Origin of the sequence: Enhygromyxa salina (assembly GCF_000737335.2) — a bacterium.
GTDB lineage: Bacteria > Myxococcota_A > Polyangia > Nannocystales > Nannocystaceae > Plesiocystis > Plesiocystis salina_C.
In genome coordinates this window covers 37,003-58,795 of sequence record NZ_JMCC02000018.1, presented here as the reverse complement: position 1 = coordinate 58,795, position 21,793 = coordinate 37,003, and the positions used below count along the sequence as shown (strand labels likewise).

Sequence of the window (21,793 nt, the reverse complement as noted above, 5' to 3'; positions counted from 1 at the left end):
AGGGTCCTTCTGTGATCACACGCTTGGCGCCGCGCTCCAGAACCCAAGCGGCCCGCCGCATTGACTGGGCGGGTTGGTGTTCAGCGCGCGCCAGCTCAGCGCGTCGAGGTGAGTCGCCACCTGCAGCCCACCGCCGGCCGCGACGTAGATCCCCGAGTACCACATCATGGTGATCTGATCGGCGACCTCGGGCGCGAGCTCGAGCGCGCCGCTGGCCTCGAGTTCGTCGAGATCCTTGGGCGGACTCGCATGAAAGCCGCCGGCTTCATAGAGTTGCTCGAGCGCAGCAGCCCACTCGGCGTCGGCCTCGACGCTGCTGCGGTAGAGCTCGGCGTGGATCTCGTCGAGCTCCTCAAAGCCCGTGAGCAGCTGCGAGAGCAGGTAGAACCGCTCACCTGCGTCAAGCGCTGCGCTTGGATCGCTACAAGCAGAGAGAGCCAGACACGCGGGCCCCCCAGCAAGGCTGACGAGGAACGACCGCCGACCCAGGACCCTGTGGTGCAACGCATCGCGTCGGCCACTCGAGGCGGCGCGATGCAGCGCACCACGGGCTCCTGGGCCCGGGGCATGGGGCGAAATCTCTGGCGCGCGCATATCCGATCTCGACCCAATGAGCATGCCTCTCAAATCCATCGAGGCGAGTTTTGTGGTCCCGATCTCATTGCGCGAGGAAGACCGCGCTGGAGTGAGCGAAGAGGGGATCCCCGTCCGGTTCGAGGCGCTCTAGCGAGGCTCCGCCTCAGACCGTCGGGCATGTAGACCTCGGCATGGACATCGCCTCCGTGAGTTGGCGTCAGCAAGAACTGCCGGAGCTTCGCGTGTCGACCGGGTGGTAGCGTTCCGGCACTAGTGCCCTTGGGGGCGAGGGTGAACCCGCCCGCGCGATCCTCGACGAGCCCGGCTGCTCGCGGGCGCGGCGAACCGCGGGAAGCCTGGTTGAGGGTACATCAGCCAGTTGGAAGCTCTGCAAAGCCGGCCTTGGCTACGCGTGTGCCGTGGGGCGATATGCTGAGCAGCATGCCGCGCTTGCCGTTGTACTCGTTTCGAGAATTGTGCTCACGATCCGAGCACCAGCGCTTCCTCGATGGATTCTGCGCGCAGCTCGAGCGCCGCTCGCAAGGGGCCTTCACGCTCAATCCGCCGGTCGAGCGTATTGCCCACTGCACCCGGATCGTGGGGGTGTTCGACGCTCACGGCGAGCTCGTGGGTGGCTATGTCGTCAACGATGGACCCACGCTGGTGCTGTTGAGCGTGGTCCCCGAGCCACAGCGCGAGGCGTGGTCCCGCGACGTCGACCTGAGCGACGTGTGTGAGCTCAACCTGATCTGGCGCGACGGGATTGGCCACACTGCGTTCGCGCTGTTGGTGTGGCCACGCATCATCGCGGACTGCGTGACGCGGGGGCGCAGCGTGATCCTGGGTTCGGGCTACGAGAACAAGCTGGATCGTTGGTACCGAGCGCTCGATCCCGAGCTGGTCTACGAGGGGCCTTCGACGACGAGCGACAATGTGATCTTCGTCTATGCATTCACGCGCGCGCGCCTGGTCGGGACCTACTGCGCGAGCTTCATCGACAACTTCGTCGCCGCGCCTTGGCGCCGCCGCAAGGCTCGGCAGTCATGAAGCGCGTGACGCTGCTCGCGGTTGGCTCGCGCGGCGATGTCGAGCCATGCATCGCCCTCGCGCTGGGGCTGCGGGCGGCCGGCTGGACACCGCGAGTCGCCGCGCTCGCGCCCTTTCGTGAGGTCGTCGAGGGTCACGAGTTGGCGTTTGTCTCGCTTGGCGAGCTGCCAAGTCGGTTCCGGACGGCCTCACCGCGCACGCCCAGCCACGCGGGCGTTGGGGGTCGTGCGTTGTTTTGGGCCGTCTATCAGCGATTGCTCGCGGGCTACCTGCCCCAGTTCATCGAGGCTTGCGAGGGCGCGGAGCTGATCGTGCACACCGGTCTGGCGTTCGCGGCCTACCACGTGGCCGAGGCCATGGGTGTACCCTGTGCTGCGCTCGCGTTCGTGCCGGGTGTGGCGACCAGTGCGTTCGTCAATCCACTGTTCGTGCGGCGGCGGCTGTCGGTCCATCCAACCTGGAATCGGGCGACGTTCACGGTCGAGCAGCAGCTCATGGTCCAGACCACTGGCCACGTGATCAACTCGTGGCGAAGCTCGAGCCTTGGTCTGCGGCCGGTGCCGCGCCGGGATCTGCTCGAGCACCGCTGGGCGCATACCCACGCGATGCTGATCGGCGTGTCGCCGCACCTCGTCGCGCGCCCGGCCGACTGGGACGCGCGCGTGCACATGGTCGGCCCCTTGCTGTTGACCCAAGCGCAGAGCGACGCGCCAGAGCCCGCGCTGCAGACGTTTGTCGAGGGCGGCACGCCGCCGATCTACGTCGGGTTTGGCAGCATGACCCACGGCGACGGGGCACGGTTTACACGCGCGACCTTGACGGCGCTGCGACGGGTTGGACGGCGCGGTGTCCTTGCTACCGGTTGGGGTGGTCTCGCGCCGGGTGACGAGCTTGGGCCAGACGTGCACGTGGTCGAGTCGGTCTCGCACCGGTGGTTGTTCCCGCGCGTCGCTGCAGCTGTCCACCATGCGGGCGCCGGGACCACGACCGCTGCGCTGCTAGCTGGGTGTCCCGCCGTGCTGGTGCCGATCGACTACGACCAGCGATTCTGGGCGCGGCGGCTGGCGGATCTACGCGCCTCACCCGAGCCGATCGAGCCAGCCAAGCTGTCCGGCCGCAGCTTGGCGGCCGCGTTGCATGCAGTGCTCGAGCCCCGCTACCGAGCTCGCGTTGCGAAGCTCCGCGATGGCCTGCGCGAAGAAGACGGCGTGGCCGCGTGTGTGGAGATCCTCGAGCGCCTCTTCATCGACCACGCTTGACCGCTCAGCCACGCCCGGCATATGAGTCCGGCGTGGGCCAACACTCGATTTCGCAATTGTCGACACTCGTCATCGTCCTGGCCCTGCTTGGGTGCGCGGCGGCTCCACCGTCGGACACGCCCGACACGCCCGCGGCCAGCGCGCCATCGGTCGAAGCGTCGCTGTGCGAGCACATCTGGATTCTGAGCGACAGCGAGGAGCCGCCCGGTCGCGCGTCGTCCGTCGCCGCGTCGCCCGAAGCCGCGACCGCGTGCGTGCCCGAGCTTCAAGCCCAGCGCGCCGCCGTCGGTGAGCAGGCGTTCGAGCGCGCGGCGGAGTGCGTCCGCGCAGCGACGCTCGCCGATGAGCTGGCCAGCTGCTCGATCGGTCCGGACGCACAGGCCCGCGAGCTGTGCGAGCACGTGCTCGGCATCATCACGAACAACGCGATCGACGGCGGCTTCGAGGCGTCCAGCGAGCCCGAGTTCGCCGCGATCATGGACAAGTGCGTCGGCACGGCTGCGTTCGAGCGCCTGATCGCCGATCCCGACGCGTGGCAGGCCCAAGTCGATTGCGTCGGTGCGGCCAACAGCGTCGAGGCGCTCGATCCCTGTAGCTGAGACTTTTGCCTTGGCGTCAACGCTGGTAGGGTCCCGGACTGTGGTCGCCACCTACAACTTCTACGTCGACGACTCCGGGACCCGACACCCTGATCGCCAATTCAGGGACGGTGGAAGACCTGACTGGTTTGCCTTGGGTGGCATTCTCGTTCGTCAGCGAGACGAAGATCGCTGCCGACACATGCACAGGGAACTGTGCAGCAAGTGGGGTATTAGGGCGCCGCTGCACTCCGAGGAAATTCGGTTTCGCAAGAAGAACTTTCGTTGGCTCGAGCCGATCGAGACACGCAACCAATTCTTGTCAGATCTCCAGGAGACGCTGCTGACCATGCCCGTACTTGGGCTGGCGTGCGTGGTTGACCGACGGGGATACCACGCGCGTTATCATGAGAAATACGGCTCTCAAAAGTGGTCACTCTGCCGCACGTCTTTCATGATCGGCGTAGAGCGAGCGAGTAAGTTTGCGCGAGATCGAGGTCACAAGCTCAACGTCTTCGTCGAACGTTCTGACCCCAAGACCGACCGCCGCATGCGAGAGTACTTCGACGAGCTCAAAGCCGCGGGTCACCCCTTTGATCGCGTCAACGCTTCCAAGTATGGGCCGCTCGGGCCGAGCGAACTCGCAGACACACTCTACGACTTCAAGATGAAGACCAAGACCTCCCCAATGATGCAGATCGCGGATCTCTTTCTGTATCCAATCTGTCAAGGGGGCTACGACGTGGGCTACGCTCCGTTTGCCAGCCTGAAGGCGGCGTCACGGCTCGTCGATCAGCACGTTGAAGACAGCAACGAGACGGGGATCAAGTACTCCTGTTTCGACTCGATCATCAAAAAAGACTGAAGCCGTTGGCTCTCGCCTTCGGCCTCAGGGCAGCCTTCAAAGGAAGACCTCGTGGGTTAGACCCAAGCAGAGTCTGGCACGCCACCTCTTGCGCGGCAAGGTCGGTCTGTGCACCTGCTCTCGGCCAGATCACGAGGACCGCTCCGCGCTGTGGACCAGCCTCCGGACCGGGTTCTGGGTCGGAGTTCGGGCCGCGAACATCACGCCGTCGTTTGTGCACCGCCGCAAGTCGCGGGATACTGCTCCAGATGGCAGAGCTCACCTCCGTCCGCATCGACAAGTGGCTGTGGGCCGCGCGGATGTTCAAGACCCGCTCGGCGGCCTCGACCGCGTGCGGGGCCGGTCACGTGAAAGTTGGCGGCGAGTCGGCCAAGGCCAGCAAGACGGTCAAGCCGGGTGACCTGCTGGATGTGGTGACGCCCGGCGGCCCGCGCAAGCTCGAGGTCGTCGCGCTGGGGGATCGCCGCGGCCCGGCTTCGTTCGCGCTGACCTTGTACCTGGATCACACGCCGCCCCCGCCGCCGCCCGAAGAGCGGATCAACGACGGCGTCCGCGAGCGCGGAGCCGGGCGCCCGACCAAGAGGAACTTGCGCGACCTCCGGAAGCTGCGGGGGTGGTAGACATGCGCCGTGAGTGACCTGCTCGAGTGCATCGAAATCGGACCCAAGGGTGACGCGGCCAAGGCCTCGGTGATCTGGCTGCATGGCCTGGGCGCCGACGGCCACGACTTCGAGTCGATCCCGCCGCTGCTGGGGCTGCCGAGCGTCCGCTTCATCCTGCCCCACGCAGACCGCCGGCCCGTGACGATCAACGGCGGGTTCGTGATGCGGGCCTGGTACGACATCTTGTCGGTCGACTTCAAGGGCGTGCGCGAGTCCGAGTCCGACATCCGCAAGTCGCAGGCGCAGGTCGAGGCGCTGATCCAGCGCGAGCGAGATCGCGGGGTCCCAAGCGAGAAGATCGTGGTGGTCGGCTTCTCGCAGGGCGGCGCGATGGCGCTGCACGTGGGACTGCGCTGGCATGAGCCACTGGCGGGCGTGATCGTGCTGAGCGCGTACCTGCTCATGACGGACAAGGTCGCCGCGGAGCAGTCGGCCGTTAACGCGAATACGCCGATGTTGTTTTGTCATGGGAGCCAAGACCCAATGGTGCCAATGTGGCTTGGCAAGGCGGGGTATGATCAGGTCAAAGCGTTGAGCCCCGAGCGGCCGACGCAGTGGTTCGACTACCCCATGCAGCACGCCGTGTGCCCGGAGGAGCTGGCCGAGCTCGCGCGGTTCCTGCACGCGCGGCTGGATTGAGGCGCGTGCGCCAAGCGCGTGCGCCAAGCGCGTGCGCCAAGCGCGTGCGCCAAGTTCCGCCTCACCGATCGCTGGTTGGCCCGGCTCGATAGCGGAAGCGATGATCCGCAATAGCGGAAGCTCATCTGGTGCCCGATTGGATAAAAATCGAGTAATTTCAGCACGAGAACGCACGTGCACACCGAAATAGCGGAAGCCTCTTCCCCCGGATAGCGCCCATTTCAGGCCTGACGTTCCGAGCGGTCGGCCCGCCGCCGCTCACAGCTTGCTGGCGTCGTCGAGCACCTCGCGGGCGTGTACGCCTGGATCGACCCCCGGGTAGACCTTGACGATCTTCCCCGCGCTATCGAGCAAGAAGCTGACCCGCTCCGCGTAGCCCCCCCGCAAGCCCACGCCAAACCCGGTCGCCCACTGCTTGTCCGTGTCGGCGACCAGCGGAAACGGGAGCTCGTGCTTCTCTGCAAATTCTTGGTGCGACGCGGCGTCCTGCGTTGAGACCCCAATGATCATGACGCCCGCGGCTTGGTACTCGGTCCAGATGTCCCGGAACGCGCAGGCCTCTTTCGTACAACCCGGCGTGTCGTCTGCCGGGTAGAAGTAGACGACGGCGGGCTTTTCGAGGCTGCCCAATTTCAGCTTGGTGCCATCGTGGGCGACGGTCTCGAGCGCGGGCGCCTGCGCGCCGATCTCCAGGTGGCCCGCGCCGCCGTCGGGTCGCGTGGTCTCACCGCAGCCACCGCTGACAACAGGCACTGCGATACACGAGAGCAGGAGGGCGAGGGGCGAGGCGAGACGGCGCATCAGCTCCGCTATGGCCGATGCCCAGCCGAGCCGCAAGCGGATCCGCCAAAAACACAGAGATCCAAGCGCTGGCTGCTAGCCTCGCCTGCGGTGTCTGGGCCTCGCTCTTCGGGTTTTGTCGCGTTCGCGGCTGCGACTCGCTCGCTCGCCCGCGAGCTCCCTGGGCTGGCGCCAGCGGCGGTCGTGATCGCGCTGCTGCTGTGCTTGCTGGTCCCGCTGCCCACGGGGATCGTCGACTTGTTGCTGTCGCTGAGCCTGGCGGCGGCGGTGGTGCTGCTGGTCGCGGGCCTGCGGGTGCGTCGGGCCGCGGAGTTTCTGGCGTTCCCAAGCTTGGTGTTGCTGCTGACCTTGTATCGGCTGGCGCTCAATGTCTCGACCACGCGGTTGATCCTCTCGCAGGCCGACGCGGGCCAGGTGATCGACGCGTTCGCGGGCTTGGTCGTGCGCGGCGATCTGCTGGTCGGCGCGGTGATGTTCGCGGTGATTACGGCGATCCAGTACTTCGTGATCGCCCGCGGGGCCGAGCGCGTGGCCGAGGTCGCGGCTCGGTTCGCGCTCGACGGGATGCCGGGCCAGCAAGCGGCGATCGACGCGGATCTGCGGGCCGGGACGATCAGCCCGCGCGAGGCCCAGGTCCGTCGCGCGGCGCTGAGCGAGCGCTCGGAATTCTTCGCGCGGATGGACGGGGTGATGCGATGGGTCAAGGGCGACGCGGTCGTCGGCTTGCTGATCACGGCGATCAACCTGGTCGGCGGGATCGCGGTTGGAGGGGTGCGTGCGGGTCGGGGCGTGGGCGAGAGCCTGTCGCTCTACGGCACGCTGGCGATCGGGGACGGGCTGCTCGCGCAGCTGCCCGCGCTGTTGATCGCGCTGGCGGCCGCTCTGTTGGTCGCCCGGGTCGATCGGGTGGGCGGCCACGCGCGCGCGGCTTGGCTCGAGCCGGCGATGTTGCTGGTCCCGGCGCTGTTGCTGGGCTTGCTCGCGGCGATCCCCGGGATGCCAGCGCTCGCGTTCGTGACCACGGCTGTCGGGCTGGTCGCGGTCGCGCTGTGGATCTCGGCGCGTGGACTCGACCGCAAGCAGCCGGTTGGCGAGCCGGAGATCCGCGTACACGCCAGCTTTGACGAGGCGGCGCGGGCCTCGATCTCCCATGATCTCGCCGAGCTGCGCAGCCGCTGTGAGGCCGCGTTGGCGATCAGCGTGCCTCGCCTGGTGTTGAGCCCGGCCGGGCCCCAGTCTGCGCTCGGGCCCGAACAGCTCGAGCTGCGCCTGGGCGAGCGGGTCTTGGGTCGCGGTCGTCAAGCCGAGCTTCCGTCCGCCTCACACAGCGCGAGCGGGCGCGACGACGCCCTGGTGCTTGGCTGCTTTCAGGTGCTGATGGACAGCGCACCCCGACTCGTGACCCTGCAGGCGATCGAGGCCGAGCTCGAGGCCGCGCGGCGCCGCCACCCCGCGCTGATCCGGCAGGCCATGCGCGTGGTCGAGCCCGTCGACGTGCTGGTGATCGTGCGTGCGTTCGTGCGCGAGCGGATCCCGATGCCCAGCATCGACGCGCTGCTGCAGGCGCTCGCCGAAGAGCGCGTGTTTCATGATCCCGCCGAGCGCCGTCAGTGGCCGGAGCACGCCCGCGAAGCCCTCGCCGACCACTGGGTCCGCGACCTGTGTGACGGCGCGGCCCAGCTTGGTGAGCCGCGCTGGCTCCGGCCAACGGTCGACCTCGAGGATGCAATCTTGGCCCGCGCGCACCATGGCACGCGAGGACTCTCGCTGAGTCTCACGGACGCCGAGCGTGGGCGAGTGGTCGCTCGGATCTGCGCGGGCACGAGCGACCGGCCGGTGTTGTTGCTATGCAGCAGCCACGCGCGCCCGGCCTTCGCCTGTTTGCTAGCTGGCGCGCGACCCCACGTGCCGGTGCTGTCGATTGGCGAGCTCGCGCTCGCCGGCCTCGCCACACCCGCCAGTGCCCGCGTGGACGTGGACTGACCGAACCGCGTTAGGCGAGTCACGGGCTGCTCGCTCGGCGCAGCTCCACTCGCGGGGCGGGGCTGAACTGGCTACGGTCGCAGGGCGGCCGAAAACGTGTAAGAATCGGGGCACACTCGCTTGAACTCGACCGCTCTCGAGGGCGCCTTGTCGATGCAAAAACCCCCGACTATCCCCGCCATGCCCGAGCGTGCGCCGTTGCCCCCCAAGGCCCCCAAGCCCCCCAACCGAACCATTGTCGGCGTGGGCACCGTCCCTCCGCCGGCGCGCGCGCCCGCTCCCGCTCAGCTGCAAAAATCTCGGGATGACCTCCGCGCCGAGCAGGCCGCCGCCGCCGCCACGATCCCAAACGTTCCACCATCGCCCCCGTCCGCGGCCGGCTATGGGCCCACCGATCCAGGCGTTCAGAGCCCGCGCCCAGCCGCCGAGGCCCGCGCCACCGCAGAAGACTTCCAAGAGTCCCGCTACAAGCACACCCATATGGCGGGCACAGAGGGCCTGGCCGAGCCCGGCGCCGATCAGCCTCGCATTCGCCTGATCCCAGGCAAGGTCGTGCCCGGGACCCGCTACCGGATCATCCGTTGGCTCGGCGAAGGCGGCATGGGGGTCGTCTACGAGGCCGAGCACATCGACATCGATCGCAAGGTCGCGCTCAAGATCCTCCGCTTCGACCTCTCGCAAGAGCCCAACATGGCCCAGGTGTTCCGCGACGAAGCGCGGGCAGCCAGCCGGATCGGCTCAAAGAACATCGTAGATATCTACGACTTTGGTGAGCTCTCGGACGGCCGCCTGTTCTTCTGCATGGAGCTGATCCCCGGCGGGGATCTGGTCCCGCCAACAGAAGAAGACTGGATCGAGCCGCCCCGCTTGATCGGCCTGATGCGGCAGATCTGCAAGGGCCTGTCGGTCGCGCACAAGGCCGGCATCGTTCACCGCGACATCAAGCCAGAGAACATCATCCTCGTTCAGGACGAGACCCGCGAGGTCGTCAAGATCGTCGACTTCGGGATCTCGGCGATGCTCGCCGCCAACAAAGACGAGGGCAACACGATCGCCGGAACGCCGCACTACATGGCGCCCGAGCAGATCACCGGGGTCAAGTTCGACGGCCGGCTGGATATTTACGCGGCCGGTTGCATGGCCTACGAGCTGCTCGTTGGCTATCCGCCCTTCCTCGCAGAGAACATCCAAGAGCTGCTCCACCAGCAGCTCTACGAGGAGCCCAAGCCGCTGGTGGAGTGCCGGCCCGACCGCGAGATCCCCACGCAGCTCGCCGACGTCATCATGCGCTGCCTGGCCAAGGATCCCGAGCAGCGCTGGGCAACCATGGACGACCTCGAGGCCGCGCTGTGCGAGGCCCAGATCGCGGCCGGCCTGACCACCCCGTGGGACGACCTTCCGCTCCCCGATGTCGAGCCCGAGCGCCGCGAGCGGCTGCTCGCCGGCATGCCCAACCCCAACGCGATCATCATCCAGCAAGGCAACCGTTGGCTGTGGCCGCTGGTCGCTGGGGTCTCGGCCTTGCTGATCGGCGTGGGCGTGACGTGGGCGCTCGTGGGCGGCAAGCCCACGGACGAAGAGGTCAGCCAGATCGAAGCGATCACCAACGAGGCGCGCGACGCCGCGTCCAAGACCCAGTGGCTGCACCCGCCCGCGGACGAGCCCACCGCCCCCACGGCGTACACCAAGATCCAGGAGCTCGAGGGGCTCGAGGGCACCGCCGACGCCGCCGGTGACGAGCGCGCCGAGGAGCTGCGCACGGAGTTTGGGGCCACGCTCAACAAGCTGGGCGATCGCTACTGGGACAGCCCCGGCGGTCAGGGCTTCGCGCGCGAGTACTACACGATGGCGCTGCTGTTCGATCCCGAGGACAAAGAGGCGTTCGAGCGCTCGGGCCTCACGCCCGCGCTGCTGGCCGACTTCCAGGATCGCGCAGCCCGAGGCGAGTTCACCGAGGCCGAGCTCGCGGCCGCGCGCTGGCTGGACGTGTTCGCCGAAGATGACAAAGAGCTCGCTGGAAAGAAGGCCGAGGAGCTCCTCGCCATGGAGCTCGAAGCCAGCAAAAAAGACGATCGCGGGCCGGGTTCACTGCTGATCCAGAGCCGCGCGCTCGAGGCCGCCCGCGGCGCCGGGATCGCGGTCACCAACGTACCCGCGCCGCCTACCCTGCCGCAGCCGCAGCCGCAGACCGATGGTCCCGATGAAGACACGGGCGAGCTCGAAGCGGGCGACACCGACGGCGAGCTCGACACGGGCGAACAGGACAAGTCCGACAAGCGGTCCAACGGACGCCGGCCCAAGAGTGGCAACAACGAGAAGCTGGGCAACAACACGCGTGATCCCGCAAAGGCCGACGCCCTCGCGCAGCAGGGCATGGCCGCACTGCGAGCCGGCAAGCGCGAGCAGGCCAAGGACCTGTTCAACCAGGCGATCTCCTACGACCAGCGCAACGGGACGGCGCTGATGGGGCTGTCCGACGTCTACTTTGACACGGGCTCGAGCCAAAAGGCCGTGCTCTACGCAGAGAAGGCCGTCAAGGCCGCACCCAAGAACAGCGACTATCGCATCAGCCTGGGCGACGCGTACTACTCGGTGCTGCGCTATCGGGACGCGCTCGACGAGTACAAAAAAGCGAAGGACTACGGGTCCTCGAAGGCCGACGCGCGCATCGCCAAGGCCCAAGCCAAGATCGGCGGCTAGACTCCGGCATGGCCCCGCGCCAGTTCATCCTTGGCACCGCCGGGCACATCGATCACGGCAAGACCTCGCTGGTCCGCGCGCTGACGGGTGTCGACACCGATCGTCTACCCGAAGAAAAGCGCCGCGGGATCACGATCGAGCTGGGCTTCGCCCGCTGGCAGCCAAGCGAGGAGCTCAACGTTGGGATCGTCGATGTCCCCGGGCACGAGGCGCTGGTTCGCACGATGGTCGCCGGCGCCGGGGGCATCGACGCGGTGTTGGTCGTGATCGCGGCCGAGGACGGCGTGATGCCGCAGACCCGCGAGCACCTGCACGTGTGTGAGCTGCTTGGCCTGCGCCACGCTGTGGTCGCGCTGACCAAGATCGATCGGCTGCGCAGCGACGGCGGCGGTGAAGACGACGAGCTCGAGGAGCTGCTCGAGCTCGCAATCGACGACGTGCGGGCGGTGTTGGCCGAGGGCCCGTTCGCCGAGGCACCGATCTTGCCGGTCAGCGCCCACACGGGTGAGGGCATGCCGGAGCTGACCGCGGCGCTGCTCGAGCTCGCCAAGCAGCTGCCCAGCCGCGGGCGCAAGGGCGCGCCAGTGTTGCCGATCGATCGCGTGTTCACCATGCGCGGGCACGGCACGGTGATCACTGGCACCTTGCTCGCGGGCGAGATCGACCTGGACAAGCAGGCGGAGCTCGAGCTGGTCCCGTGCGGGCTCGCGCGCCAGCGCAGCCCGCTGCGGATCCGCGGCATGCAGGTCCACAGCGGTGATGCCCGTCGCGCGCGCGCGGGCACCCGGACCGCGCTCAACCTCGGCAACGTCAGCGTCGAAGATCTCGCGCGCGGCGATGTGATCAGCGCTGGCCACAAGGTCGTGACAAGCGACCGGGTGCTCGCGCTGGTCAACCAGCTCGGGTTTGGCCAGCGCGCGTGGGCCCGCGACACGGCGCTGCAGCTGTGCGCGGGCACGGCCAGCACGGCCGCGCACCTGGTCCCGCTCGCGCTGGTCGATCCCGATCAGGGCCACACGCACTTGATCGAGCCGAGCCCGGGCGCGCCCAAGCCCAAGATCGCGCCAGGTCAGCGCGGGCTCGTGCGGCTCTACCTCGACGCGCCGCTGGCGATCTGGGCGGGCCAGCGCGTGATCCTGCGCGCGTACTCGGCCGGCCACGCCAACGTCGAGGGCCTGACCGTGGGCGGCGGCGTGATCGTGGATCCGCTGCCCGAGCGCCGGCACCCGTCGCGTCGGGTCGCGCTCGCTCGCGCGCTGCTGTCAGAAGATCCAAGCGCGCGGGTCCAGGCGCTCGTCGAAGACGCTGGCATGCCGGGGATCGACGCGCAGGCGATCGCGCTGCGAACGGGCGTCGAAGAACCAGGCAAGATCCTCAGCCGACTCTCGCGCCCCGAGGGCCCCCTGCTCGCGCTGGCCGGCGGCCGCTGGGTCAATCGCAAGCTGCTCGATGAGCTGGTCCGCGCGGCCTTGCAGGCTGCAGAGCGCTATCACCAAGCCCAGCCGCTGCACCCCGGGATCGGCCGCGCCACGCTCGAGGGCTCGCTGCCTGGCCACCCCGCGCCCGAGCTGGCCCGCGCCGCCGTCGAGCTCGCGCTCGAGCGTGGCTCGCTGCGTGTGGCCGACCGCGCTGGCAGCCTCGCGCGGCCCGGCAAGGGCAGCTTGGATCCCGACGCCCTGCCCGAGGACATGGCCGCGATGGTCGGGCTCTACACGACCGGCGGGGCCGCGCCGCCAACCCTCAAGCAGGTCGCCGAGCGCCTGGGCCTCGAGGCCAAGCAAGTGCTCGAGTACGCGGGCCTGCTGCAGCGCAACGGCTTGCTGGTCCGGGTCAGCGATGACCTCTCCTACGCGCCCGCGACCCACGTGGAATTGCTGCGACGGATCCGCGAGCACCTCGCAGCTCACGGCGAGATCGACGTGCAGGCGCTCAAGGACATCAGCGGGCTGTCGCGCAAGTTCGTGGTCCCGTTCTTGGAGCACCTCGACCACCTCGCGATCACCCGCCGCGAGGGGGATCGCCGGCTGCCGGGCCCGCGCGCCAAGGCCGATTCCTAGCCCGCGCCACCGCAGCTTCACAACCTGTTGATTTTACTCGGTAATTTTGTGCCGAGCCTCGTTCCCGGGCCGCCGCCAGGGTCGCCGCTCTTGCCGCTCCTGCATTCCTCGAATTTCCTGCGAATTCAGGCGATTTTTCCAGGGTTCGGACCCGTGCAAGGGGTCGCGTCGAGAGCTATCATCCCCGCGGTTCGAAGCGCCTGCGCGCGCGCGTGATCCCGGGCGAATCCCCGCGGTCACGCGGTCGCGCCACCAGCCCGGACCACCTCCCCCGATCCCACATCAGCGACCTGCATGGCCGAGACGAAGTCGACCCTCAATATCGAAGACGAGATGCGTAGCTCCTTTTTGGACTACGCCATGTCCGTCATCATCTCTCGTGCGCTGCCCGACGTTCGCGACGGGCTCAAGCCGGTTCATCGCCGAATCTTCTACGCGATGCATCAGCTCAAGAACTCGCACACGCAGCCCTACAAAAAGTCGGCGCGCGTGGTCGGTGATGTGATCGGCAAGTACCACCCGCACGGCGACTCTGCGGTCTACTTCGCGCTGGTCCGGCTGGCCCAGGACTTTGCGATGGGCTACCCGCTCGTCGACGGCCAGGGCAACTTCGGCTCGATCGACGGCGACTCGCCGGCCGCCATGCGCTACACGGAAGTGCGCATGCAAAAGCTCGCGAGCGAGCTGCTCGCGGACCTCGACAAAGAGACCGTCGACTGGGTCCCCAACTACGACGAAAAAGAGCTCGAGCCGGCGGTCCTGCCGACCAAGATCCCCAACCTGCTGCTCAACGGCGCGGTCGGGATCGCGGTTGGCATGGCAACCAACATCCCGCCGCACAACCTCACGGAGCTGATCGACGCGACCTTGGCGTTGATCGACAACCCGCACTACCGGGTCCCCGAGCTGCTCGAGTACGTCAAGGGCCCCGACTTCCCGACCGGCGGGATCATCCTGGGCAGCGGCGGGATCAAGCAGGCCTACCTCGAGGGCCGCGGCTCCGTGACCGTGCGTGCCAGGTGTGAGATCGAAGAAGACGCCAAGGGCCGCGAGTCGATCGTCGTCACCGAGATCCCCTACCAGGTCAACAAGACCCGGCTGATCGAGCGCATCGCCCAGCTGGTCCGCGAGAAGAAGATCGAGGGCATCTCCGACATCCAGGACTACTCGGATCGCACGGGGATGCGGATCTGGATCTCGGTCAAGAAGGACAGCGCCGCGCAGATCGTCCTGAACAAGCTCTACAAGATGAGCGATCTGCAGACCACGTTCGGGGTCAACATGATCGCGATCGTGAACGGCCGCCCAGAGGTCCTGAACCTGCACCGCTGCCTGAGCGAGTTCGTTGATCACCGGCGCACGATCGTCACCCGCCGCTGCCGGTTCGAGCTGGCCAAGGCCATGGCCCGGCGCGAGATCGTCGAGGGTCTTGGCGTCGCCGTTGACGCGATCGATCGGATCATCGCGCTGATCCGCGGCAGCCGCGATCCCGACGAGGCCAAGGCAAAATTGCTGGCCGAGCCACTCGACGGCTTCGCCGGCTTCTTGCAGCGCTGCGGTCGCCCAGCAGAAGAGATCGAGGCCGCCAGCAAGGGCCCCTACCGCCTCAACGAGCGCCAAGCCAAGGCCATCTTGGACATGCGCCTGCAGCGGTTGACCGGGCTCGAGCGCGAGAAGGTCGAGGCCGAGTACATCGAGCTGTCGCTCACGATCACCGAGCTCGAGTCGATCCTCACCGACCCGGCCAAGTTGATGTCTGTGATCCGCGAGGAGCTCGTGCAGATCCGCAGCGAGTACGGCGACCGCGACGGGGCCGACAGCGGCGACGGCTCGGTTGGCAGCAAGGGCTCGCGGCGCACGGAGATCGTGCCCAACGAGCTCGAGATCATGCCAATTGACTTGGTCGCCGACGAGTCAATGGTCCTGATGATCACCCGCCAGGGCTACGTCAAGCGGATCCCCACGGGTGAGTATCGCGTGCAAAATCGCGGCGGGGTCGGGCTCAACTCGGGCTCGCAGCGCGACGAAGACGACCAGGTCATCGAGCTGTTCGAGGCCTCGGCCCACGCGGTGATCTTGCTGTTCACCAACATTGGTCGGGTGTTCCGCAAGCGCGTGTTCGAGTTCCCGCTTGGCACCCGCGGGCAGCGTCCCAAGGCGCTTGTCAACTTCTTGGATCTGCGCGAGGACGAGAAGATCCTCGAGATGGTCGCGTACCGCGAAGAAGAGGTCGACGACGATCACTTCGTCGTGCTGGCCTCGAAGCAGGGCTACATCAAGCGCAGCTCGCTGGCGGACTTCGCCAACATTCGCAGCTCGGGCCTGATCGCCGCGACCGTCGCCGAGGGTGACACGCTGATCGACGCCAAGCTCACCAACGGCCGCTGTGACATCCTGATGGCCAGCCGCAACGGCCAGGCGATCCGCTTTGACGAGGCCGACGTCCGGGTCATGGGTCGCAACGCCCGGGGCGTGCGGGGCATGGGTCTGCGCAAGGGCGACGAGGTCGTCAACATCCTCGTGTTCGAGCGCGACGCCGAAGAGGACATCCAATTCCTGACGGTGTGCGAGAAGGGCTACGGCAAGCGCACGCCCTCGTCCGAGTATCGGTCCCAGAGTCGCGCGGGCCTGGGCCTCAAGACCATCAAGGTCAGCGAGCGCAACGGCAAGGTCGTCAGCATCGTCAAGGTCCGCGAGAGCGACCAGCTGATGGTGGTGACCTCGCAGGGCAAGATCATTCGCACGCCGGTGTCCGGCATCAGCGAGCTCGGCCGCGCGACCCAGGGTGTCCGGCTGATCAGGCTTGGCGAAGACGAGGTCGTGGTCGGGACCGCCCGGATCGACGATCCCGATGACGCCGAGTCTGCGGGCGTCGAGGTCCAAGGGCCGCTCGACCCCGAAGAGCAGGACATCCCCGACGACGACGACGACGACGCAGACGACGAGCTCGACGACGGCGAGGGCACGGACGACGACGACGCGGACGCGGACGCGGACGCGGACGAGGGAGACAGCGAATGAGCACACGAGAAGACGGCCGCGCAGGCCCCCGGAGCAAAGAACTATTCGCCGCCGCCCAAAAGGTGATCCCCGGCGGCGTGAACAGCCCCGTCCGGGCGTTTGCTTCGGTCGGCGGGGAGCCGCCCTTCATTCGCAAGGCGACCGGCTGCCACCTCGTGACCGAGGACGGGGCCGCCGTGATCGACTACGTTGGCAGCTGGGGCCCGGCGCTGCTCGGCCACGCCCACCCAACCGTGGTCGAGGCGGTGATCAAGGCCGCCCGCGACGGCCTGAGCTTTGGCGCAGCCACGGCCGCCGAGGTCGAGTTCGCCGAGCGGATCTGCGAGTTCGTGCCCAGCATGCGCGAGGGCATGGTTCGGCTGGTGTCGTCGGGCACCGAGGCGACCATGAGCGCGCTGCGGCTGGCGCGGGGCTTCACGGGCCGCGACAAGATCATCAAGTGCGAGGGCGGCTACCACGGCCACGCCGACATGCTGTTGGTCGCCGCTGGCTCGGGCGCCGCAACCCTCAACATCCCCGGCAGCGCAGGCGTCCCGGTCCAGGCCGTGCGCGACACCTTGCTCGTGCCCTACAACGACGCCGAGGCCGTCTCTCAGCTATTTGGCGCGCACCCAGGCCAGATCGCCGCGATCATCGTGGAGCCGGTGGCTGGCAACATGGGCTGCATTCCGCCGCGGCCCGGCTACCTCGAGGCCCTGCGCGAGATCACGACCCGCGAGGGCGCCGTGCTGATCTTCGACGAGGTCATGACCGGCTTTCGCGTGGCCCCCGGCGGCGCGCAAGAGCGGTTTGGCGTGACGCCGGATCTGACCTGCCTCGGCAAGATCGTTGGCGGCGGCATGCCGGTTGGCGCGTACGGGGGTCGGCGCGAGATCATGTCCAAGATCGCTCCGCTCGGCCCCGTGTACCAGGGCGGCACGCTCAGCGGGAACCCGCTGTCGGTCGCGGCCGGGCTCGCAACGCTCGACTTGATCAAGCGCGACAAGCCCCACGACGCGCTCGAGGCCACGACCAAGCTGCTGTGTGAGGGGTTGGCGACCCGGGCCAAGGCCCACGGGGTCGACTTCACCCACGTCGCCGTTGGCCCCATGTTCGGGTTCTTCTTCCAGGCCGAGCCGGTCTGGAACTACGAGCAGGCCAAGCGCAGCGACCTCGACCGGTTCGCGCGCTTCCACAGCGAGATGCTCGCGCGTGGGGTCTACTTCGCGCCCTCGCAATTCGAGGCCGCGTTCCTCTCGACCGCCCACGACGACGCCGCGATCGAGCACACGCTCGCCGCAGCCGACGCTGTGTTCGCAGCGCTGCCTAAAACCTGAAGCCCAGGTTGCCCGAGTAGATCCGCGCGCCGGGGTCGTCCCGGCGTGCGTCGTAGTCCGTGAAGGTGAAGGCGAGGTCGATCGTCGCCTGTTCGAGCTGCAGCAAGAACCCACCGCGCACGCGGGTCTCGTTGCGCATCCGCGGATCGTCGCGGTTGAGCCGGACCGCGCGTCCGTACATGCCAAAGTTGTCGGAAAAGCGAACCCCAAGCGTGCCGCCGAAGTGATAGTAGGCCGCGGGCGCGACGTGGTAGGCCTCCGCGATCGACAGCTTGGTGCCGGCGATCTGATCGTAGCCGCCGCCAAACTCGGGGGTCAGGTAGACCTTGTCAAAGTCGAAGTCCAAGCGCAGCTCGCCGTGGGCGTTGGCGAGCCAGCGCTTGTCCCGGTTGCGGCCAAAGTTCCCGCCGCCGCCAAGCTGCATCGAGAAGAATTTGGCGCTGAACAAGGTCCAGTGCAGCTCGAGGCCAGCGTTCCAGATCAGGCCCTTGCGGCCGTACTCGGGCTGGAAGGTGCCAATGCCCAGATCGATGAGCACGCTGGGGACCACGCTCCCAGACTGAACGACCTTGGACTTGCTGTCGTCGTTGTCATTGCCGCTGTCAGGCTCGGGCTCCGTGATGCCTTGGCTGGTAGAGGTGTCGCTCGCGCTCGGCGACGACGAGCTGGTGTCCTTGATGCTCGAACCCGAGAGCCCGCCGGTCCCCAGCACCGAGTCGGCCGAGCCCGCGGCTTCGATCACGCGCAGCCAGGTCGCGGCGTAGACCTCACGGTCCTCCGCGGTCGCCTCGTTCACGCTGCCGCGCTGGCGCAGGGCGTTCGCCTCGTCCTGAAACCCACCGGTCTCGAGCAGACCGACCAAGAAGCTGCGCACTTCTTTGGTGTCACCCGCCTCCAAGCCCAGCTCCCGCTCGAGGATCTCGTTGGCGAGCAGCAACAAGCCCAGCCCGTCGATGTTGCCGGCCTGCAGCAGATCCAAGCCCTGCTTGACGGCCTGCTCTGCGTCCTGGATGCCCATCTGGTCCGTGCTCCCGCTCGCGCTCGCGGGGAACCAAGTCGAGGGCATGACCGAGAGCGGATGCTCGACGTAGCTGCCGCGCGCGCGCAGGGTGTTTGCTTCGTCTTGAAGGCCGACGGCTTCGAGCGCCTTGACCAACCAACTGCGCAGCTCCTTGACGCCCCTGGCCTCGGCTCCGTCGCTGAGCTCGAGCGCCACATAGGCCTCGAGCATCTTGGCGAGACCCTCGGCGATGAGCTCGGTCTCCAGCAGCTTCTCGCCCTCGACGAGCACGCGGAGCGCTTCGTCGTGGCTGAGGTTGGACTCGGTCGGGACCGGGCCGATGCGTTCTTTGCTGATCGACGGAGCGGCTTGGGCGAGTGAGGGAAACGCGAGCAGGCAGGCCGCGAGGGTCAGGGGACGTACGCATCCACGCACGCGCGGAGCATAGCGGAGATCCACGAAACGCTGGCCTGCCCGAATCGCTCAATAACGCGCATCGTCAGGTTGACGACACGGTCACGGGTGACGCCTCGCAGATGCAACCAGCTCAGCCAACAGCCCGCTGAGTATGGCCTTGCGCTCCCGCGACTTGCGGCCATATGCGCGACGCACGTGTCACGTCCCCGCGCGGGCTCGGTCGCGCCGCGTCCACCAAAACGCGAGCGTCAACCCGGCGATGATGTGCCAGATCCCCCACCACGCGGCGATCATCGCCATGCCCCCGAGCCCCGCGAAGAACGCGAAGATCAGTATCAAGCCAAGCCCCGAATTTTGGATGCCGACTTCGATCGACACGGCGCGCTGATCGGACTCGTCGAGCCCGCCGAGCTTGGCCAGCCAAAACCCCAGCGCCAGCGCCAGCGCGTTCATGATGAACACCGGTAAGAACACCTTGGGGAGGTAGGGCACGAACACGTGGCTGTTGGCTTTGACCGCCAGCACGATGAAGGTCACGAAGAAGATCACCGACAGCCACTTGAAGGGCGGGTGCACGCGCTTGGCGAAGGTCGGGAAGCGCGTGGCCAAGAACACCCCGACCACGATCGGGATGCCGAGCATCATCATCACCGCGCGCAACATGTCGACCGGATCGAGCGCGACCTCGGTCAGGATCGCCGAGGTCTCGGGGCTGATCGAGCCCCACAGGCCGATGTTGAGCGGGGTCATCAGCACCGAGGCGGTGGTCGAGACCGCGGTCATGCCGATCGATGTGGTGGTTCGGCCGCCAGCCAAGTGCGTGATGAAATTCGACACGTTGCCGCCGGGGCAGGCTGCGATCAGGATCATGCCCAGCGCCATGCTTGGGGTGATCATGCCGATCGCCAGCAATGCGCGGCTGAGCAACCACGTCAGGGCGGGCAGCAACAAGAACTGCGCGAGCAGGCCGATGCCCGGCGCCTTGGGTTGCTTCACGAGCTGCTTGAAGTCGTCGAGCTTGAGATCCAGCGCGACGCCGAACATCACGAAGCCCAGGACGATCTCGAGCACGAACAGGTTGTCCTGATCGAACGCGAGCTTGACCCCATCAAGCTGGGGGGTCATAGCCAAATCCTACTGTTCATACCCCAATCCCCCCGGACTCGCACCGTGCTCGGCTTCGCCTCCGCGCGCTACGACACCCTCGCTTCGCTCGCGCCCAAGGTCCGGGCCGATTGGGGAACGCTTCGCTTTTTTGTTCATACCCCAATCCTCCCGGACTCGCACCGTCGCGCCCAAGGTCCGGGCCGATTGGGGAACGCTTCGCTCCTTTTTTTCGGGGTCACGCACAGTCGACCGCGACCTTCCAGGCGGCGCGTAGCTGCGCGAGGGTGGCTGGGTCGGCCTTGGGGACGAACTGGCGATCTTGCTTCCAGGTGGCAGCGACGGCCTCTTTGTTGGGCCACAGGCCGACGCCGAGTCCGGCCAGGAACGTGGCCCCGAGCGCGGTCGACTCGAGGATGGTGGGGCGCGCGAGGGTGACCCCGAGCAGGTCACTCTGGATCTGCATGAGCAAGTCGTTGGCCGCGGCGCCGCCGTCGACCCGCAGGCCCTGGAGCGGCGCGCCTAGATCTTCGGCCATGGCCTCGAGCAGATCCGTGACCTCGAGCGCGATGCCCTCGAGCGCCGCGCGGGCGAGGTGGGCCCGGTTGGTCCCGCGACTCAGGCCGCGGATCAGGCCCCGCGCTTCGGGGCGCCAGTGCGGCGCGCCGAGCCCTGCGTGGGCCGGAACCATGATCACGCCGCCGGCATCGTTGACGCTGCGGGCCAGCTCTTCGACCTCGCTGGAGCTCTTGAAGAAGCCAAGTCCATCGCGCAGCCACTGGACCACGGCGCCCGCCATGAACGCGCTGCCCTCTAGGCAATAGGTGGTGTCGTCGCCGATCTGCCAGCCAACGGTGGTGAGCAAGCCGTGGTCCGAGCCGACGATCTCGGACCCGGTGTTGAGCATCACGAACGCGCCGGTGCCGTAGGTGCACTTGGCCTGGCCGCGGGTGAAGCATGCCTGACCGAACAGCGCGGCCTGCTGATCACCCGCGATCCCGTGGATCGGGATCCCGTCGGGCAACCCCGGCACCGACTTGGTCGAGCCGAACGCCGCCGTGCACGGGCGGACCTCGGGGAGCACCGCCGGCGGCACCCGCAGCAGCTCGCACAGCTGCAGGTCCCAGTCGCTGCGGCCCTCGCCAGCCTTGCCCTTCAGCGGCCACAACAAGGTCCGCGAGGCGTTGCTGGGCTCGGTCGCGTGCACGGCCCCGCCGGTCATGCGCCAGACCAGGTAGGTGTCGATCGTGCCGGCCGCGAGCTTGCCTGCCTCTGCGTCCGCGCGCGCGCCCTCGACATGGTCGAGCGCCCACGCGAGCTTGGTCGCCGAGAAGTAGGGATCCAGCACCAAGCCGGTTCGCTGCTTGATCAGCGCCTCGTGGCCGGCCTCGCGCAGGGCCTTGCAGGTGTCGGCCGTGCGTCGATCTTGCCAGACCAGCGCGCGGTGGATCGGCTTGCCGTCGCGGCGCCGCCACAGCAGGCTGGTCTCGCGTTGGTTGGTGATCCCGACCGCGGCGATGCGCGTCGCCTCCACGTTGGCGCGGCCGAGCGCCTCGATGATCGCGTCACCGACCGACTTCCAGATGTCCTCGGGATCGTGCTCGACCCAGCCGGGCTGCGGAAAGTGCTGGGCGAATTCCCGGTTGGCCCGCGCGAGCACGACCAACTCGCGGTCGAGGATCAGCGCGGTGCTGCCGGTTGTGCCTTGGTCGATCGCGAGGATCAGATCTGGATCTGACATCCGCCAGACTATACCGCTCGCGCTGCC

Annotated in this window: 16 protein-coding genes; 11 read left to right on the top strand and 5 right to left on the bottom strand. The window is 67.6% G+C overall.

Features of this window, described 5'->3' with window-relative positions; all coding sequences use genetic code 11:
• Window positions 1-15 precede the first annotated feature (15 nt).
• Window positions 16-504 (bottom strand): sugar dehydrogenase complex small subunit, encoded by a 489-nt coding sequence (locus DB30_RS08865; RefSeq protein ID WP_052547774.1) that lies wholly within the window; start codon window positions 502-504, stop codon window positions 16-18.
• 513 nt (window positions 505-1,017) lie between these two features.
• Here DB30_RS08865 and DB30_RS08860 point away from each other — a divergent pair.
• The 6 genes from DB30_RS08860 (at window position 1,018) to DB30_RS08835 (ending at window position 5,626) form a co-directional block, all read left to right on the top strand.
• Complete coding sequence (locus tag DB30_RS08860) at window positions 1,018-1,623, top strand: hypothetical protein (protein ID WP_146658329.1); 606 nt, start codon at window positions 1,018-1,020, stop codon at window positions 1,621-1,623.
• Entirely contained in the window at window positions 1,620-2,882 is a 1,263-nt protein-coding gene (locus DB30_RS08855; RefSeq protein WP_052547770.1) for a glycosyltransferase, read from the top strand. Before DB30_RS08860 ends, DB30_RS08855 begins: the two co-directional genes overlap by 4 nt.
• A 56-nt stretch (window positions 2,883-2,938) precedes the next feature.
• On the top strand, window positions 2,939-3,481 hold the full coding sequence (locus DB30_RS08850; RefSeq protein WP_052547768.1) for a hypothetical protein: 543 nt from the start codon (window positions 2,939-2,941) through the stop codon (window positions 3,479-3,481).
• A 40-nt stretch (window positions 3,482-3,521) separates the two neighbouring features.
• Complete coding sequence (locus tag DB30_RS08845) at window positions 3,522-4,325, top strand: DUF3800 domain-containing protein (protein ID WP_165703674.1); 804 nt, start codon at window positions 3,522-3,524, stop codon at window positions 4,323-4,325.
• 248 nt (window positions 4,326-4,573) lie between these two features.
• Window positions 4,574-4,945 (top strand): RNA-binding S4 domain-containing protein, encoded by a 372-nt coding sequence (locus DB30_RS08840; RefSeq protein ID WP_052547766.1) that lies wholly within the window; start codon window positions 4,574-4,576, stop codon window positions 4,943-4,945.
• A 9-nt stretch (window positions 4,946-4,954) separates the two neighbouring features.
• A complete protein-coding gene (locus DB30_RS08835) occupies window positions 4,955-5,626 on the top strand; it encodes an alpha/beta hydrolase (protein WP_146658327.1) in 672 nt (223 codons plus the stop codon).
• A gap of 258 nt (window positions 5,627-5,884) precedes the next feature.
• Here the strand turns inward: DB30_RS08835 and DB30_RS08830 are convergent, their stop codons facing one another.
• Window positions 5,885-6,427, bottom strand: coding sequence for a peroxiredoxin (locus tag DB30_RS08830; RefSeq protein WP_052547764.1), 543 nt, complete (start codon window positions 6,425-6,427; stop codon window positions 5,885-5,887).
• A gap of 90 nt (window positions 6,428-6,517) precedes the next feature.
• On the opposite strand from DB30_RS08830, the gene DB30_RS08825 reads away from it, so the two are divergent.
• The 5 genes from DB30_RS08825 to hemL all read left to right on the top strand — a co-directional run bounded on the left by DB30_RS08825 (window position 6,518) and on the right by hemL (window position 17,504).
• Window positions 6,518-8,410 carry an FHIPEP family type III secretion protein gene (locus DB30_RS08825; protein WP_052547762.1) on the top strand — a complete coding sequence of 631 codons (1,893 nt, stop codon included), beginning with the start codon at window positions 6,518-6,520 and terminating at the stop codon, window positions 8,408-8,410.
• 180 nt (window positions 8,411-8,590) lie between these two features.
• Window positions 8,591-11,110, top strand: a complete 2,520-nt coding sequence (locus DB30_RS08820) for a serine/threonine-protein kinase (RefSeq protein WP_052547760.1) — start codon at window positions 8,591-8,593, stop codon at window positions 11,108-11,110.
• Window positions 11,111-11,118: 8 nt separating this feature from the next.
• Window positions 11,119-13,167, top strand: coding sequence for a selenocysteine-specific translation elongation factor (gene selB, locus DB30_RS08815; RefSeq protein WP_052547759.1), 2,049 nt, complete (start codon window positions 11,119-11,121; stop codon window positions 13,165-13,167).
• A 294-nt stretch (window positions 13,168-13,461) separates the two neighbouring features.
• On the top strand, window positions 13,462-16,188 hold the full coding sequence (gene gyrA / locus DB30_RS08810; protein ID WP_052547756.1) for a DNA gyrase subunit A: 2,727 nt from the start codon (window positions 13,462-13,464) through the stop codon (window positions 16,186-16,188).
• Window positions 16,185-17,504, top strand: a complete 1,320-nt coding sequence (hemL, locus tag DB30_RS08805) for a glutamate-1-semialdehyde 2,1-aminomutase (protein WP_052547754.1) — start codon at window positions 16,185-16,187, stop codon at window positions 17,502-17,504. Before gyrA ends, hemL begins: the two co-directional genes overlap by 4 nt.
• On the opposite strand, the gene DB30_RS08800 is transcribed toward hemL, so the two are convergent.
• The 3 genes from DB30_RS08800 to glpK form a co-directional block, all read right to left on the bottom strand.
• Window positions 17,494-18,939, bottom strand: a complete 1,446-nt coding sequence (locus DB30_RS08800) for a hypothetical protein (RefSeq protein WP_146658324.1) — start codon at window positions 18,937-18,939, stop codon at window positions 17,494-17,496. The genes hemL and DB30_RS08800 overlap by 11 nt on opposite strands.
• Before the next feature lie 180 nt (window positions 18,940-19,119).
• Window positions 19,120-20,046 (bottom strand): bile acid:sodium symporter family protein, encoded by a 927-nt coding sequence (locus tag DB30_RS08795; RefSeq protein WP_052547750.1) that lies wholly within the window; start codon window positions 20,044-20,046, stop codon window positions 19,120-19,122.
• A gap of 217 nt (window positions 20,047-20,263) precedes the next feature.
• Complete coding sequence (glpK, locus tag DB30_RS08790; protein WP_052547748.1) at window positions 20,264-21,766, bottom strand: glycerol kinase GlpK; 1,503 nt, start codon at window positions 21,764-21,766, stop codon at window positions 20,264-20,266.
• Window positions 21,767-21,793 lie beyond the last annotated feature (27 nt).

What these genes read in the sequence shown, in the direction of transcription:
- DB30_RS08860 (WP_146658329.1), top strand. Translation starts at nt 1,018, where the DNA reads ATGCCGCGCTTGCCGTTGTACTCGTTTCGAGAATTGTGCTCACGATCC.
- DB30_RS08855 (WP_052547770.1), top strand. Translation starts at nt 1,620, where the DNA reads ATGAAGCGCGTGACGCTGCTCGCGGTTGGCTCGCGCGGCGATGTCGAG.
- DB30_RS08840 (WP_052547766.1), top strand. Translation starts at nt 4,574, where the DNA reads ATGGCAGAGCTCACCTCCGTCCGCATCGACAAGTGGCTGTGGGCCGCG.
- DB30_RS08830 (WP_052547764.1), bottom strand. Translation starts at nt 6,427, where the DNA reads ATGCGCCGTCTCGCCTCGCCCCTCGCCCTCCTGCTCTCGTGTATCGCA.
- DB30_RS08820 (WP_052547760.1), top strand. Translation starts at nt 8,591, where the DNA reads ATGCCCGAGCGTGCGCCGTTGCCCCCCAAGGCCCCCAAGCCCCCCAAC.
- selB (WP_052547759.1), top strand. Translation starts at nt 11,119, where the DNA reads ATGGCCCCGCGCCAGTTCATCCTTGGCACCGCCGGGCACATCGATCAC.
- gyrA (WP_052547756.1), top strand. Translation starts at nt 13,462, where the DNA reads ATGGCCGAGACGAAGTCGACCCTCAATATCGAAGACGAGATGCGTAGC.
- hemL (WP_052547754.1), top strand. Translation starts at nt 16,185, where the DNA reads ATGAGCACACGAGAAGACGGCCGCGCAGGCCCCCGGAGCAAAGAACTA.
- DB30_RS08795 (WP_052547750.1), bottom strand. Translation starts at nt 20,046, where the DNA reads ATGACCCCCCAGCTTGATGGGGTCAAGCTCGCGTTCGATCAGGACAAC.
- glpK (WP_052547748.1), bottom strand. Translation starts at nt 21,766, where the DNA reads ATGTCAGATCCAGATCTGATCCTCGCGATCGACCAAGGCACAACCGGC.